At 74.4% G+C, this 14,030-nt stretch carries 14 protein-coding genes; 4 read left to right on the top strand and 10 right to left on the bottom strand.

Going from position 1 to position 14,030, the window contains the following annotated elements:
- Positions 1-7: 7 nt before the first annotated feature.
- A complete protein-coding gene (locus tag L3X23_RS06570) occupies positions 8-625 on the bottom strand; it encodes a Trp biosynthesis-associated membrane protein (RefSeq protein ID WP_237191213.1) in 618 nt (205 codons plus the stop codon).
- A complete protein-coding gene (locus L3X23_RS06565) occupies positions 622-2,196 on the bottom strand; it encodes an anthranilate synthase component I (RefSeq protein ID WP_237191212.1) in 1,575 nt (524 codons plus the stop codon). Before L3X23_RS06565 ends, L3X23_RS06570 begins: the two co-directional genes overlap by 4 nt.
- Before the next feature lie 45 nt (positions 2,197-2,241).
- On the opposite strand from L3X23_RS06565, the gene L3X23_RS06560 reads away from it, so the two are divergent.
- From L3X23_RS06560 to L3X23_RS06550, 3 genes are all read left to right on the top strand, one after another.
- A complete protein-coding gene (locus L3X23_RS06560; RefSeq protein ID WP_237191211.1) occupies positions 2,242-2,883 on the top strand; it encodes a TetR family transcriptional regulator in 642 nt (213 codons plus the stop codon).
- Between the two features lie 316 nt (positions 2,884-3,199).
- The gene (locus L3X23_RS06555) at positions 3,200-6,130 is read left to right on the top strand and encodes a DEAD/DEAH box helicase (RefSeq protein WP_237191210.1); all 2,931 of its coding nucleotides are present in this window, start codon (positions 3,200-3,202) and stop codon (positions 6,128-6,130) included.
- Between the two features lie 54 nt (positions 6,131-6,184).
- Positions 6,185-7,039, top strand: a complete 855-nt coding sequence (locus tag L3X23_RS06550) for an oxygenase MpaB family protein (RefSeq protein ID WP_237191209.1) — start codon at positions 6,185-6,187, stop codon at positions 7,037-7,039.
- Positions 7,040-7,106: 67 nt separating this feature from the next.
- On the opposite strand, the gene hisI is transcribed toward L3X23_RS06550, so the two are convergent.
- The 3 genes from hisI to priA are packed head-to-tail and all read right to left on the bottom strand — an operon-like array spanning position 7,107 to position 8,952.
- Entirely contained in the window at positions 7,107-7,460 is a 354-nt protein-coding gene (gene hisI, locus L3X23_RS06545; RefSeq protein ID WP_093075540.1) for a phosphoribosyl-AMP cyclohydrolase, read from the bottom strand.
- On the bottom strand, positions 7,457-8,227 hold the full coding sequence (hisF, locus tag L3X23_RS06540) for an imidazole glycerol phosphate synthase subunit HisF (RefSeq protein WP_237191208.1): 771 nt from the start codon (positions 8,225-8,227) through the stop codon (positions 7,457-7,459). The genes hisI and hisF overlap by 4 nt, the downstream gene beginning before the upstream one ends.
- Positions 8,227-8,952, bottom strand: coding sequence for a bifunctional 1-(5-phosphoribosyl)-5-((5-phosphoribosylamino)methylideneamino)imidazole-4-carboxamide isomerase/phosphoribosylanthranilate isomerase PriA (priA, locus tag L3X23_RS06535; RefSeq protein ID WP_237191207.1), 726 nt, complete (start codon positions 8,950-8,952; stop codon positions 8,227-8,229). The genes hisF and priA overlap by 1 nt, the downstream gene beginning before the upstream one ends.
- A gap of 37 nt (positions 8,953-8,989) precedes the next feature.
- Between priA and L3X23_RS06530 the strand changes: the two genes are divergently transcribed.
- Positions 8,990-9,817, top strand: coding sequence for a DUF1707 domain-containing protein (locus tag L3X23_RS06530; RefSeq protein WP_237191206.1), 828 nt, complete (start codon positions 8,990-8,992; stop codon positions 9,815-9,817).
- Between the two features lie 7 nt (positions 9,818-9,824).
- On the opposite strand, the gene L3X23_RS06525 is transcribed toward L3X23_RS06530, so the two are convergent.
- The 5 genes from L3X23_RS06525 to hisD form a co-directional block, all read right to left on the bottom strand.
- A complete protein-coding gene (locus L3X23_RS06525; RefSeq protein WP_237191205.1) occupies positions 9,825-10,133 on the bottom strand; it encodes a hypothetical protein in 309 nt (102 codons plus the stop codon).
- Positions 10,130-10,765 (bottom strand): imidazole glycerol phosphate synthase subunit HisH, encoded by a 636-nt coding sequence (gene hisH / locus L3X23_RS06520; RefSeq protein WP_237191204.1) that lies wholly within the window; start codon positions 10,763-10,765, stop codon positions 10,130-10,132. The genes L3X23_RS06525 and hisH overlap by 4 nt, the downstream gene beginning before the upstream one ends.
- A 112-nt stretch (positions 10,766-10,877) precedes the next feature.
- Positions 10,878-11,477, bottom strand: coding sequence for an imidazoleglycerol-phosphate dehydratase HisB (hisB, locus tag L3X23_RS06515; protein ID WP_237191203.1), 600 nt, complete (start codon positions 11,475-11,477; stop codon positions 10,878-10,880).
- On the bottom strand, positions 11,474-12,577 hold the full coding sequence (locus L3X23_RS06510) for a histidinol-phosphate transaminase (protein WP_374204821.1): 1,104 nt from the start codon (positions 12,575-12,577) through the stop codon (positions 11,474-11,476). The genes hisB and L3X23_RS06510 overlap by 4 nt, the downstream gene beginning before the upstream one ends.
- Positions 12,574-13,908: a histidinol dehydrogenase gene (gene hisD, locus L3X23_RS06505; protein WP_237197941.1), complete on the bottom strand. Its 1,335-nt coding sequence runs from the start codon at positions 13,906-13,908 to the stop codon at positions 12,574-12,576. Before hisD ends, L3X23_RS06510 begins: the two co-directional genes overlap by 4 nt.
- Between the last annotated feature and the right edge of the window lie 122 nt (positions 13,909-14,030).

The following is a 14,030-nucleotide window of genomic DNA, read 5'->3' as shown; positions in this document are numbered from 1 at the left end:
AGGCACTCTAATCAGCCCGGTCCGAGCGGGAGAACGCACCCTCGGTGGTCGGGTCCACGCCGGAGTCCAGCTCGTCCCACGCGGTGCGTTCGGGATCGACCGGGCGACTCGTCCCCGGGGCGTCGTACCGGGCCCCCATTCGCGGCAACCTCTTGTCCGCCAGGAGGAGCAGTACCCCGCCGGCGACGACGAGGAGGCCCCCCGCGACCGCGAGCAGGGGTGCCGCGGTGGTCGCCACGGTGGCCCCGGGCGCCGCGGCGGCACCACCCGCGGCGCTGCCGACGAGCCGGGGGATCTCGTCCGCGCTCGGCGGGTCCACCCACGCCGACACGGCGAGCACCACCCCGCCCACGCCCGCCGCGGCGACGATCACCCCGAGGACCCGGCGCGCGATGCCGGACAGCGCGATCGCCGCCGCCACGCCGGCCACCGCGACCACGGCGAGCCCGACGAGCACCGGCGCGACCTGCGCCCCGGTCACGGCCAACGGGACGTCCCCCACCGCGCCGTGCCCGGTGACCTGCACCGTGGTGGACGCCCAGTCCAGCCTCGTGGAGCCCCACAACCCGCCCGCGCCGAGCAGCAGCGCGAGCGCGACCAGCCCGAACAGCCTGCCCCGGGTCACGGTGTCGGCGAGGTCGCGTCGGCGGGCCGGCGGAGGGTCACGGCGGTGGCCACCGCGGACAGCACCGCGCGGGCCTTGTTCAGGCACTCGTCGTCCTCGGCCTGCGGATCGCTGTCGGCGACGATCCCGCCGCCCGCCTGCACGTACGCCCGCCCCTCGCGGACCAGCGCGGTCCGGATGGCGATGGCGGTGTCGGCGTTGCCCGCGAAGTCCAGGTACCCGACGATCCCGCCGTAGAGGCCGCGACGGGTGGGCTCCAGCTCGTCGATCACCTGCATGGCGCGCACCTTGGGGGCACCGGACAGGGTCCCCGCCGGGAAGCAGGACAGCACCGCGTCGACGGCGTTGCAGTCGGCGCGCAGCCTCCCGGTCACGGTCGACACCAGATGCATCACGTGGCTGTAGCGCTCGACGGAGAAGAAGTTCCGCACCTTCACCGTGCCCGGCTCGCAGACCCGTCCGAGGTCGTTGCGCCCCAGGTCCACGAGCATCACGTGCTCGGAGCGCTCCTTCTCGTCGTGGCGCAGGTCCTTCTCGAGGAGCTCGTCCTCCTCCTCGGTCGCGCCGCGCCAGCGGGTGCCCGCGATGGGATGTGTGGTCGCTTGCCCGTCGACCACCGTGACCAGCGCCTCGGGGCTCGACCCGACGATGGTGAAGGGTGCCCCGCCGGACGCGTCGGACAGGCTGAGCAGGTACATGTACGGGCTCGGGTTGGTGGTCCGGAGCACGCGGTAGACGTCGAGCGGGTCGGCCGGGCAGTCCATCTCGAACCGCTGGGACACCACGATCTGGAAGGCCTCGCCCGCCCGGATCTGCTCCTTGGCGACCTCGACGGCGGCGAAGTGCTCGGCCTGGGTCCGCTTGCGCACGAAGTCGGGCGCGGCCGAGCTGAACACCGCGACCGTGGACGGCGCGGGCGCCGCCAGCTCGGCGGTCATGCGGTCCAGCCGGGCGACGGCGTCGTCGTAGGCCTCGTCGACCCGCTCGTCGGTGGCGTCCCAGTTGATCGCGTTGGCGATCAGCGTGATCGTGCCCTCGTGGTGGTCCACGGCGGCCAGGTCCGTGGCCAGCAGCAGGACGAGCTCGGGCAGCGCCAGGTCGTCCACCGGCGGGTTCTCGGCCGAGCCGATCCGCTCGATCCGCCGGACGACGTCGTACCCCAGGTAGCCGACCAGCCCGCCGGTGAGCGGCGGCATGCCGGGCAGCTGCTCGCTGCGCAGCTCCTCGACGATCTCGCGGACGGCGTCGAGCACGTCTCCGTCGGTGGGCAGGTGCTCGGGCACCTCGCCCGTCCAGTGGATCTCCCCGTCGACCGTGGTGAGGCTCGCGGCCGAGCGCGCCCCCACGAACGACCACCGCGACCAGGAGCGCCCGTTCTCCGCCGACTCGAAGAGGAAGGTGCCGGAGCGGCCCCCCGCGAGCTTGCGGTACACCCCGACCGGGGTCTCGTCGTCGGCGAGCAGCCGGCGCGTCACCGGGATGACCCGGTGGTTCGCGGCGAGGGCACGGAACTCGTCGCGGGTCGGGGAGACCGCTCCCAGTGCGGACTGCGCAGGCGCGGTGCTGGTCATGCGCCCCATTCTCGCGCGCCCCGCGCCGCGGGAGAAGATGGGGCCGTGACCACTCGCCGGCGGGGCAGGCGCACGTCGGGCGAGGACACCCGGGCGGCGCTGCTGGAGGCCGCCCGCCTCGAGTTCAACGAGAAGGGCTACGACGGCGCGACGGTCCGGCGCATCGCCGAACGCGCGGGCGTGGACGCCGCCATGGTCAACCACTGGTTCGGCGGCAAGGGCGCGCTGTTCACGGCGTCCCTGGAGGTCCCCGTCGACCCGTCGGCACTGATCGCGGCGGTCGTGGCGGGTGGTCCCGACGGCGTGGGCGAGCGGCTGGTCGCCACGTTCCTGCGGGTCTGGGACCTGGCCTCGGGCGGACCGCTGATCACCTTGCTGCGCAGCGTCGCCTCGCACCCGGCCGCGGCGCGGATGATGCGGGAGTTCGTGGCCTCGACGATCCTCGGGCCCGTGGTGCGGGCCGTCTCGCCGGACCGGCACGACGAGCGGATGGCGCTCGTCGCGGCGCAGATGATCGGGATCGGACTGGTCCGGTACGTCGTCGAGCTCGAGCCGCTGGCGACCGGCGGGCACGGGCCGATCGTCGCCGCCGTCGGGCCGACGGTGCAGGGGTACCTGACCGGCCCCCTGGGCGGGCCTGTGGACGACCCGGGCAGTCCGCCGGGAAGTGTCGGCAGACCGGGCTAGCGTCGCTCGCGAGGTCGATCCGTGGGAGGTGGCGCATGGAGCACGTGCTGGTCGAGGGCCTGGTCCTGGACACGATCGAGGAGGTCGTGGGTCCCGTGCGCGCCGCGGCGGGGCGCACGGTCGCGGGCACCGTCCTGGAGGCGGTGTGGGACGAGGCGGAGTTCACCGTGCACGGGCGCGTGCGCGATCGCGCGGGCACCTGGCGGGTCACCGTGTACCTGATGCGTCGGCCCGGTGGTGGCGCGGCGTACGACTTCGGGCCTGCGACTGCTACACGGCGCCGAACTGCCTGCACGCCGCCGCGCTGGCCTACCACGTGGCGGGCGGGCCCGAGCGGGCCTCCCCGCCGTCGTGGGAGCGGGACCTGCACGCCCTCGTCGGCTCGGGGGACCCCGCCGAGGGCGTCCCGCTGGCGCTCGAGCTCGGGGTGGGCCCACCGCCGCCGGGCAGGCGGGCGGAGCGGCAGCTGCTCGCGCGGCTGCGGCGGCCGGGGCGTTCCGGGTGGGTCGCGGGCGGGCTGACCTGGACGAGACTGGACAGCGCCGCCCACCTCGGGTGGGACCACCGCGTCGACCAGGTGCGGCTGCTGCAGGAGCTCTCCGCGCTCGCCCGGGTGGCCGCCCGCGGCGGTGCCTCGTACTACGCGGTGCAGGACAAGACGATCGATCTCGCGGTCGTCGGGCCGCGACTGTGGACCCTGCTCGACGAGGCGGAGGCCGTGGGGATCCCGCTGCTGCAGTCCCGGAAGGCACTCGGCCGGGTGGACGCCCACCGGGAGGGCGCCCTGGAGCTCGATGCGACCGCGCAGGGGGCGGGCCTGTCGCTGCGGCCGGTCCTGCGCGGCGTCGAGGACGCGGTGCCGGTGCTGTTCCTGGGCCGGGAGGGGCACGGGGTCGTGTGCACCGACCCGGTGTCCGCGCGGTCGGCCGCGCCCGCGGACTGGCCGGTGCAGCTCGTCCGGCTGGCCCGGCCCGCACCGTCGACCCTGCGGGGCCTGGTCCTGCAGCGGCGCACGCTGGAGGTCCCGGCCGCGGACCGGGAGCGGTTCACGGCGGAGTTCTACCCGCGGCTGCGCGCGATCGCCGAGGTCGGCTCGTCGGACGGCGCGTTCGTGCCGCCCGCGATCTCCGGGCCCACCCTGGTGGTCCGCGCCGACTACGGCGCCGCGCACGCGCTCGCGGTGGACTGGGAGTGGGCGTACACGATCGACGGTGCCGAGGTCCGCACCCCGCTCGGCGCCCGCCCCGAGCACGGCTTCCGGGACGCGGCGGCCGAGGCGGCGGCGCTGGCGGCGCTCGCCGACCGGGACCTGGTGCCCCGCGCGGAGCACCGCGCCGGGCTCGACACCATGCGGTTCACCACCGAGACCCTCCCGCTGCTGGAGGGGCTCGACGGGCTGGTGGTCGAGCGCAGCGGGGAGGCCGTCGGGTACCGGGAGGCCGGGGACTCGCTGCGGATCGCGGTCGGCACCGCGGACCGGCCCGGGGAGACCGACTGGTTCGACCTCGGCGTCACGATCACCGTCGAGGGCCGCGAGGTGCCCTTCGAGTCGGTGTTCTCGGCGCTGTCGGTGGGCCAGACCCACCTCCTGCTGCCGGACGGTGCGTACTTCGCCCTGGACAAGCCCGAGCTCGCCGCGCTCCGCGCGCTGATCGAGGAGGCGCGCTCGCTGCAGGACCGCCCCGGGCCGCTGCGGATCAGCCGCTTCCACGCCGGTCTGTGGGCCGAGTTCGCCGCGCTCGGGGTGGTCGAGCAGCAGTCGGCGGCGTGGCAGCGCCAGGTGGGCGGGCTGCTGGCCGCGGGCGGTGTGCAGCCGGTCCCGCCGCCCGCGGGCCTGCGCGCGGAGCTGCGGCCCTACCAGCGGGAGGGGTTCGCCTGGCTGGCCTTCCTGTGGCGCCACGGGCTCGGCGGGATCCTGGCGGACGACATGGGGCTGGGGAAGACGCTCCAGTCGCTCGCGGTGGTCTGCCACGCGCGCGAAGCGGAGCCGCACGCGCCGCCGTTCCTCATCGTGGCGCCGAGCAGCGTGGTGCCGAACTGGGCCGCCGAGGCCGCGCGGTTCGCCCCCGGGCTGCACGTCGTCGCGGTGACCGACACCCTTCGGGGCCGGTCGCTGGAGGAGGTGGTGCACGGCGCGGACCTGGTGGTCACCTCGGCCACCCTGTTCCGGCTCGACACCGAGGCCTACGCCGGGCGCGAGTGGTCCGGTCTGCTGCTCGACGAGGCGCAGTTCGCCAAGAACCACCAGTCCAAGGTGTACCAGTGCGCCCGCCGGACCCCGGCCCGGTTCCGGCTGGCGATCACCGGGACGCCGATGGAGAACACCCTGATGGAGCTCTGGTCGCTGCTCTCGATCACCGCTCCGGGGCTGTTCCCGAGCCCCACCCGCTTCCGCGAGGACTGGGTCCGGCCCATCGAGCGGTCCGCCGCCCCGCCGGACGGGCCGAGCGGTGCCGAGCTGCTCGCCCGGCTCCGCCGCCGGGTCCGCCCGCTGATGCTGCGCCGCACCAAGGAGCTGGTGGCCGCGGAGCTGCCGGAGAAGTCCGAGCAGACGGTGTGGGTGGACCTGGACCCGGCCCACCGCAGGCTCTACCAGCGGCACCTGCAGCGGGAGCGGCAGAAGGTGCTGGGTCTGGTCGCCGACGTGGACCGGCACCGGTTCACGATCCTGCGCTCGCTCACCCTGCTGCGCAGGCTCAGCCTGCACCCCGGCCTGGTCGACCCGGAGCACGAGTCCGCCGGGGCGGCGAAGCTCGAGGTGCTCGTCGAGGAGCTGCGCGAGGTGGTCGCGGGCGGCCACCGGGCGCTGGTGTTCAGCCAGTTCACCGGGTTCCTCGCGCACGTCCGGGATCGGCTCGAGCGGGCCGGCATCGGGTACGCGTACCTGGACGGGAGCACCCGCGACCGGGGACGGGTGGTGCGCGGGTTCACCGAGGGCACCGACCCGGTGTTCCTGATCAGCCTCAAGGCGGGCGGCACGGGGCTCAACCTCACCGAGGCGGACTACTGCTTCCTGCTCGACCCGTGGTGGAACCCCGCCGTCGAGGCCCAGGCGATCGACCGGGCCCACCGCATCGGGCAGACCCGGCCGGTGATCGTGCGCAGGCTCATCGCCCGGGACACCATCGAGGAGAAGGTCCGAGCCCTGGCCGAGCGCAAGGCGGGGCTGTTCCGCGGGGTGATGGACGAGGGCGCCCTGTTCGGGTCGGCGCTGAGCGCGGAGGACATCAGGGGGTTGCTGGAGTAGCCGGGCGCCGCAGGACGAGTGGCCGGGGTGCGGGGGCCCGCGCATCATGGGGGTGTGGTGGTGCGAGAGCAGGTCGCGGCGTTGCGGGCCCGGCTGGGCGCGGACGTCTTCCAGAAGGTGGCCGGGGACGAGGGGCCCTCGCGGCGGGAGCGGATCCATGACGCTCCGGGGCCGCGCTGGTTCGCCGAGGACCGGCCGATCCGGCGGGTGCACGGGGACGCGTCGATGTTCGTCGGCGGGCTCCGCGCGCTGCTGCTGCAGTCGCTGCACCCGCTGGCCATGGCCGGGGTGGCGGGCCACTCCGGGTACCGCGGGGACCCGTGGGGGCGGCTCGCGCGCACCAGCTACTTCCTGGCGTCCACCACGTTCGGGCCGGACGCCGAGGCCCGCGAGACGATCGAGCGGATCAAGTCCGTCCACGCCGTCGTCCGGGGCACCGCGCCGGACGGGCGGCCCTACTCCGCGGGTGACCCGCACCTGCTGGAGTGGGTGCACGTCGCGGAGATCGACAGCTTCCTGCGCGCGCACCAGCGGTACGGCTCACGGCCGCTGGACCAGGCGGAGCGGGACGGGTACGTCGCCGACACCGCCCGCGTGGCCCGGGAGCTCGGCGTGCTCGACCCACCGGAGACCGAGGCCGCGCTCGCGGAGCGCCTGGAGCGGTTCCGCCCGGAGCTGGAGGGCACGGCGGAGGCCCGGTCCGCGGCGCGGTTCCTGCTGCTCCACCCGCCGCTCGCCCTCGCCGCCCGCGCCCCGTACGCCCTGCTCGCGGCGGCCGCGGTGGGGCTGCTGCCGAGGTGGGCGAGACTCCCCCTGCGCCTGCCCTACCTCCCGCTGGCCGAGGCCACGGTCGTCCGCGGCGCGGGCACCGCGATCACCGCGGGCATCCGCTGGGTCATGTCCCCCTGAAGCGCATTATGGAACCTTACTGCGAAATTGAAGCGCTTCATTTCGCAGTAAGGTTCCATAATGCAGGTCAGAAGAGGGAGTCCGCGTCGAAGCAGGTGCGATCGCCGGTGTGGCAGGCGGCGCCCTCCTGGTCGACCAGGACCAGCAGGGTGTCCCCGTCGCAGTCGAGCCGCACGTCGTGGACGTACTGGGTGTGCCCGGACGTCTCGCCCTTGACCCAGTAGTCCTCGCGGCTGCGCGACCAGTACGTGCCCTTGCGGGTGGTCAGCGTGCGGTGGAGCGCCTCGTCGTCCATCCAGGCGACCATCAGGACGTCCTTGGTCTCCGCGTCCTGCACCACGGCACAGACCAGCCCGTCGGCGTTCCGCTTGAGCATGGCCGCGATCGCCGGGTCCAACGCCGAGCTCTCGACCCGGTTCACCTGACCTCCACGTGGTCCGCGCGCAGCACGTCCTTGACCTCACCGATCCGCAGCTGTCCGAAGTGGAACACGCTCGCCGCGAGCACCGCGTCCGCCCCCGCGCGGATCGCGGGTGGGAAGTGCTCGAGCGCCCCCGCCCCGCCCGACGCGATCACCGGCACGTCCACGACCCGGCGCACCTTCTCGATCAGCTCGAGGTCGAAGCCCGCGCGGGTGCCGTCGGCGTCCATCGAGTTGAGCAGGATCTCCCCCACGCCCAGCTCCTGGCCCCGCGCCGCCCACTCCACGGCGTCGATCCCGGTGCCCGTGCGACCGCCGTGGGTGGTGACCTCGAAGGTCGACGGAGTCGGCGCGCCGTCCTTCACCCGGCGCGCGTCCACGGACAGCACGATGCACTGCGAGCCGAACCGGCGCGCCATCTCGCCCAGCAGCTCCGGCCGGGCGATGGCCGCGGTGTTGACGGAGACCTTGTCGGCGCCGGCGCGCAGCATCCGGTCGACGTCCTCCGGGGTGCGGATGCCGCCGCCGACGGTCAGCGGGATGAAGACCTGCTCGGCCGTGCGGCGCACCACGTCGATCATGGTCGCCCGCTCCCCCGACGACGCCGTGACGTCCAGGAACGTGAGCTCGTCCGCGCCCTCGGCGTCGTAGACGGCGGCCATCTCGACCGGGTCGCCCGCGTCTCGCAGCTCCTGGAAGTTGACGCCCTTCACGACCCGGCCTGCGTCGACGTCCAGGCAGGGGATCACGCGGACCGCGACGCCCACTAGCGCACCGCCGCGAGCGCCTCGGGCAGGGTGAACCGGCCCGCGTAGAGCGCCTTGCCGACGATCGAGCCCTCGATCACGCCGGTCTCGGCGAGTGCGGTGAGGTCCTCGAGCTCGGAGATCCCGCCGGACGCGATGACCGGCGCCGGGGTCTTCGCCGCGACCTGCGTGAGCAGCTCGACGTTCGGGCCGGTCAGCGTGCCGTCCCGGGAGACGTCGGTGACGATGTAGCGGCTGACCCCGTCGCGGTCCATGCGCGCCAGGGTCTCCCAGAGGTCGCCCCCGTCCTGGGTCCAGCCGCGGGCGGCGAGCCGGTGCTCGCCGCCGGAGATCTTCACGTCCAGCCCGACGGCGATCTTCTCGCCGTGCTCGGCGCACACCTTGGCACACCAGGCGGGGTCCTCCAGCGCGGCGGTGCCGAGGTTCACCCGGGCGCAGCCGGTGGACAGGGCGCGGGCCAGCGACTCGTCGTCCCGGATGCCGCCGGAGAGCTCGACCTTCACGTCCAGCTCGCCGATGACGTCCGCGAGGAGGGCGGCGTTGGAGCCCTTGCCGAACGCGGCGTCGAGGTCGACGAGATGGATCCACTCCGCGCCGTCGCGCTGCCACTGGAGCGCGGCGTCCCGCGGCGCTCCGTACGAGGTCTCGGTACCGGCCTCGCCCTGGACCAGGCGCACGGCCTGACCGTCGGCGACGTCCACAGCGGGAAGCAGCGTGAAACTCACCGGTCGAGCCTACCTGCGCGGCCTCTACGATCCGCGCGTGCCCAGCTCCCGCACCCGCGCGCGTGACGCCGACCGCGACGCCCTGTGCCGCGCCCTCGACAAGGCCTTCGAGGAGGGCCAGCTCGACGGCACCGAGCACCGCGACCGGACGGCGGCCGCGCTGCGGGCCCGCACCCTCGGAGAGCTGCGCGAGCTGGTCGACGACCTGCAGCTCACCGATCCCCCGAGGCTCAGCGAGCCCGCACCGCCCCGTCCCCCGCGCGCACGGGCGCGCTGGGTGGGCCTGGCCGTGACCCTCGTCGTGCTCGGTGCCGGGTTCGGGATCGGGCGGGCCACCGCACCGTCCGGCCCGGTCGCGACGGACGAGCGGGTGGCGGCCCAGGGCGGCCCGGTCGCGGCCGTCGCGCCGCGGGTGGTGCAGCTGGAGGGTCTGCACACCCCGCAGGGCTGGGCCCGGTTCGTGTCGGACGTCCGGGAGCAGATCGGCACCACCGTCGTCTCCGACGCGGTCGTCTACCCCGGGTACGCGGTGCTGACCACCCCCGTCGCCGGCAACCCGGCGCGCGGGCAGCGGTGGCACTACCAGGGTGGGCTCGACGGGCCGGACGAGCCCGAGTCCCGGAAGGCGGACCAGCCGCTGATCGACCTGGCCGCCTTCAGCCCGGAGATCCTGATGCCGCTCATCGCCGGGGCGCCCGAGACGCTGCGGGTCGCCGAAGCCGACACGGTGTACGTGAACCTGGAGGCGGAGGAGAACGGTCCGGTGGCCCGGATCTACGCGAACAACCGGTTCAGCGAGTCCGGGTACCTCGAAGCCCGCCCGGACGGCACGCTCGTCTCGGTGCGACCGCACGAGGCGAGCTGACCGCAGGTCACTCGGAGGGCGGATCCTGCGGCTCGGCGGCGCGGGCCCGGGCCTTCGCCACGAGGTAGCCCACGATCGCCACGGCGACGACCACCGCGAGCAACACCCAGCCCCACCAGGGCAGGTCGGCGAGGGCGGCGACGAGGATCGCGGCGAGCGCGGTGCCCACGGCCGCGCCCGCGGTGCTCGCGGTGGAGGCGCGCTTGCGGCTGCTCGCCCGCTTCCGCGTCCGCGGCTTCGCGGCCGGCTTCTTCCGCGCCGCGGGCTTGCGCTTCGCGGCGGGCTTGCGGGCCGCGGGCTGGATCGGGTCGGTCACCCGACGACGTCCCGCAGCCAGTTCTGCAGCAGCTGCGCCCCGGCGTCCCCGGACTTCTCGGGGTGGAACTGCGTGGCCGACAACGCCCCGTTCTCGACGCCCGCGACGAAGTCCTCGCCGTGGTGCGCCCAGGTGACCAGCGGCGGCCGGATCGCGTGGGACTCCTCGAGCTCCCAGCGCCGCACGCCGAAGGAGTGCACGAAGTAGAAGCGGGTGTCCGCGTCCAGCCCGGCGAACAGGGTGCTGCCCGACGGGGCGCGCACGGTGTTCCAGCCCATGTGCGGCAACACGTCCGCCTTGATCCGCTCGACCGTGCCGGGCCACTCGCCGCAGCCGTCCGCCTCGACGCCGAACTCGACGCCGCGCTCGAACAGCACCTGCATCCCGACGCAGATCCCGAGCACCGGACGCCCCCCGGCCAGCCTGCGGCCGATGATCTGCGGTCCGCGGACGGCGTTCAGCCCCTCCATGCAGTGCGCGAACGCACCGACACCGGGGACGACCAGCCCGTCCGCCTCGCACGCCGCATCGAAGTCCGAGGTGACGGTGACGTCCGCCCCCACCCGGCGCAGCGCGCGCTCGGCCGAGCGGAGGTTCCCCGACCCGTAGTCCAACACGACGATCCGCGACACACCCCCAGCCTAAACCAGCCCGCCCCACCGATTCCGAACCACGACCCACACGCGAACGGCGCGCCCGCTCACACCTGGTGAGCCGACGCGCCGTTCGCGGGGAGGGGGTGGGTCAGAGTGCGCCCTTGGTGCTCGGGATGCCGGTGATGCGGGTGTCCGGTTCGGTGGCGGCGCGCAGGGCGCGGGCGATCGCCTTGAACTCGGCCTCGGTGATGTGGTGCGGGTCCCGACCGTCGAGGACCCGGACGTGCAGCGCGAGGTGGCCGTGGAAGGCCAGGGACTCGAAGACGTGCCGGTTCAGCACCGTCGGGTAGTGCCCGCCGACGACGAACCCCTGCATCACCTCGGGTTCCCCGGTGTGCACCGTGTACGGGCGGCCCGAGACGTCCACCACGGCCTGGGCCAGTGCCTCGTCCATCGGGATCCAGGCATCGCCGAAGCGGCGGATGCCCTTCTTGTCCCCCAGCGCCTGGCGCAGCGCCTGGCCCAGCACGATCGCGGTGTCCTCGACGGTGTGGTGCGCGTCGAGGTGGACGTCACCCTCGGCCTGCACGGTGAGGTCGAAGGCGCCGTGCTTGCCGAACGCGTCCAGCATGTGGTCGAAGAACGGGACGCCGGTGGACACCGACACCTGCCCGGTGCCGTCCAGGTCGATCTCGACCAGGACCTTGGACTCCTTGGTGACGCGCTCGACGCGCCCGACCCTGCTCATGCCAGTTCTCCTTGTGCGACGACCGCCGCGGCGGCGGCCAGGAACGCGTCGTTCTCCTCGGGCGTGCCGATCGTGACCCGCAGGAAGCCGGGGATCCCGACGTCCCGGATCAGCACCCCCTGCTCCAGGTAGGCGCGCCAGGCCCGCGGCGCGTCGGCGAAGCGGCCGTACAGCACGAAGTTCGCATCGCTCGTGACGCAGGTGTGGCCCTGTGCCTGCAGCGCGGGCACGACCCGGTCCCGTTCCGCGGCCAGGAGGGCGACCGAGCCGAGGGTGGCCTCGGCGTGGCGCAGCGCGGCGCGCGCGGCGGCCTGGGTGAGGACCGACAGGTGGTAGGGCAGCCGGACGAGCTGCAGCGCGTCCACCACCGCGGGCGCCGCCGCCAGGTAGCCGAGCCGCCCGCCCGCGAAAGCGAACGCCTTGCTCATCGTGCGCGACACGATCAGCTTGTGCCCGTGCGTGGCCAGCAACGTGGTCGCGGACGGGTGCGCGGAGAACTCGGCGTACGCCTCGTCCACCACGACGATCCCCGGCGCCGCCTCGATCAGCAGCGCCAGGTCCGCGGGCTCGATCGACTGGCCGGTGGGGTTGTTGGGGCTGGTCAGGAACGTGACGTCCGGCGCGCGCTCCTTGAGCACGAGCTGCGCCGCCTCGACGTCGATCGAGAAGTCCGCCCGGCGCGGCATCTCCAGCCAGTCCGTCTGCGTGCCCGAGCTGATGATCGGGTGCATGGAGTAGCTCGGCACGAAGCCCAGCGCGGTGCGCCCCGGACCGCCGAAGGCCTGCAGCACCTGCTGCAGGATCTCGTTCGACCCGTTCGCCGCCCACAGGTTCGCCACCCCGAGGGGCACCCCGGTCTGGCGCGTCAGGTACTCCGCCAGGTCGGTGCGCAGCGCCACCGCGTCCCGGTCCGGGTAGCGGTGCAGCTCCCGCGCGGCCTCCTCGCACGCCGCCGCGACGTCCGCGACCAGCTCCGGAGGCGGCGGGTACGGGTTCTCGTTGGTGTTCAGCCGGACCGGCACGTCCAGCTGCGGGGCGCCGTAGGGCGACTTGCCCCGCAACGACTCCCGCAGCGGGAGGTCCTCGAGTCGCACGTTCACCGCCTCGCTCCCGCCCACCCGAACCTCGCCGTGACCGCCTGGCCGTGCGCGGGCAGGTCCTCCGCCGTGGCGAGGGTGACCACCTGGTCCGCCACCTCGCGCAGCGCCTCCTCGGTGTACTCCACGACGTGCACACCCCGCAGGAACGTGCTGGTGGAGAGCCCGCCGGAGTGCCGGGCGCAGCCGCCGGTGGGCAGCACGTGGTTCGACCCGGCGCAGTAGTCGCCGAGCGAGACCGGGGCGTACGGACCGATGAAGATCGCCCCGGCGTTGCGCACCCGGGCCCCGACCGCGCGCGCGTCCGCCGTCTGGATCTCCAGGTGCTCGGCGGCGTAGGCGTCCACCACCGCGACGCCCTCGACCACGTCCCGCACCAGGATCGTGGCCGACTGCGGCCCGGACAGCGCGGTGCGCACCCGCTCGGTGTGCTTCGTCGCCGCGACCTGGCGCTCCAGCTCGGCGTCCACCGCGTCCGCCAGCGCATCCGAGTCCGTGACCAGCACCGACGCCGCGTTCGGATCGTGCTCGGCCTGCGAGATGAGGTCCGCGGCGACGTGCACCGGGTCCGCCCCGCCGTCCGCCAGCACGGCGATCTCGGTGGTGCCCGCCTCGGCGTCGATCCCGATCAGGCCGCGCAGCATGCGCTTGGCCGCGGTGAGGTAGATGTTGCCGGGACCGGTGACCATGTCGACCGGCTCGAGCTCGCCACCCTCGACATCCGTGCCGCCGTAGGCCAGCAGCGCGACGCACTGGGCGCCGCCGACCGCCCACACCTCGTCCACCCCGAGCAGCGCGGCCGCCGCGAGGATCGTGGGGTGCGGGAGGCCCCCGAACTCGGCCTGCGGCGGGGAGGCGACGACGAGCGACTCGACCCCCGCGGCCTGCGCGGGCACCACGTTCATGATCACTGACGACGGGTACACGGCCAGGCCGCCGGGGGCGTAGAGCCCGACCCGGCGCACGGGCACGAACCGCTCGGTGACCGTGCCCCCCGGCACCACCTGCGTGACGACGTCCGCCCGGCGCTGCTCCTCGTGGACCTTCCGCGCCCGGGCGATCGAGGTCTCCAACGCCCGGCGGACCGCCGGGTCGAGCTCCGCGAGCGCCTTCTCCAGCTCGACGGCGGGCACCCGCACCGTGGCCGGGCGGACCTTGTCGAACCGCTCGGTCGCCTCCAGCGCCGCCTCGACGCCCCGGTCCCGGACCGCATGGACGATCGGCCGCACGGCCTCCAGCGCCGCGTCGACGTCCACCTCCGCGCGCGGCAGCATGCCGCGCAGGACGGCGGGGCGCGGCAGGGGTTCGGAGCGCAGGTCGAGTCGCCTCAGGATCCGGCTGGACATGGCCCTCAGACTACGTGCCGCCCCGACCCCGACCGCACCGTGGCGGCCCCGACGGCCCGAGTTGTCCACAGGTGCGCCCGGGCCGGACCGCACCGCTGCCCGCCTGAGAC

This window comes from Pseudonocardia sp. WMMC193, assembly GCF_021728735.1.
Classification (GTDB): domain Bacteria; phylum Actinomycetota; class Actinomycetes; order Mycobacteriales; family Pseudonocardiaceae; genus Pseudonocardia; species Pseudonocardia oroxyli.
This window is presented reverse-complemented; position numbering and strand designations above follow the sequence as displayed.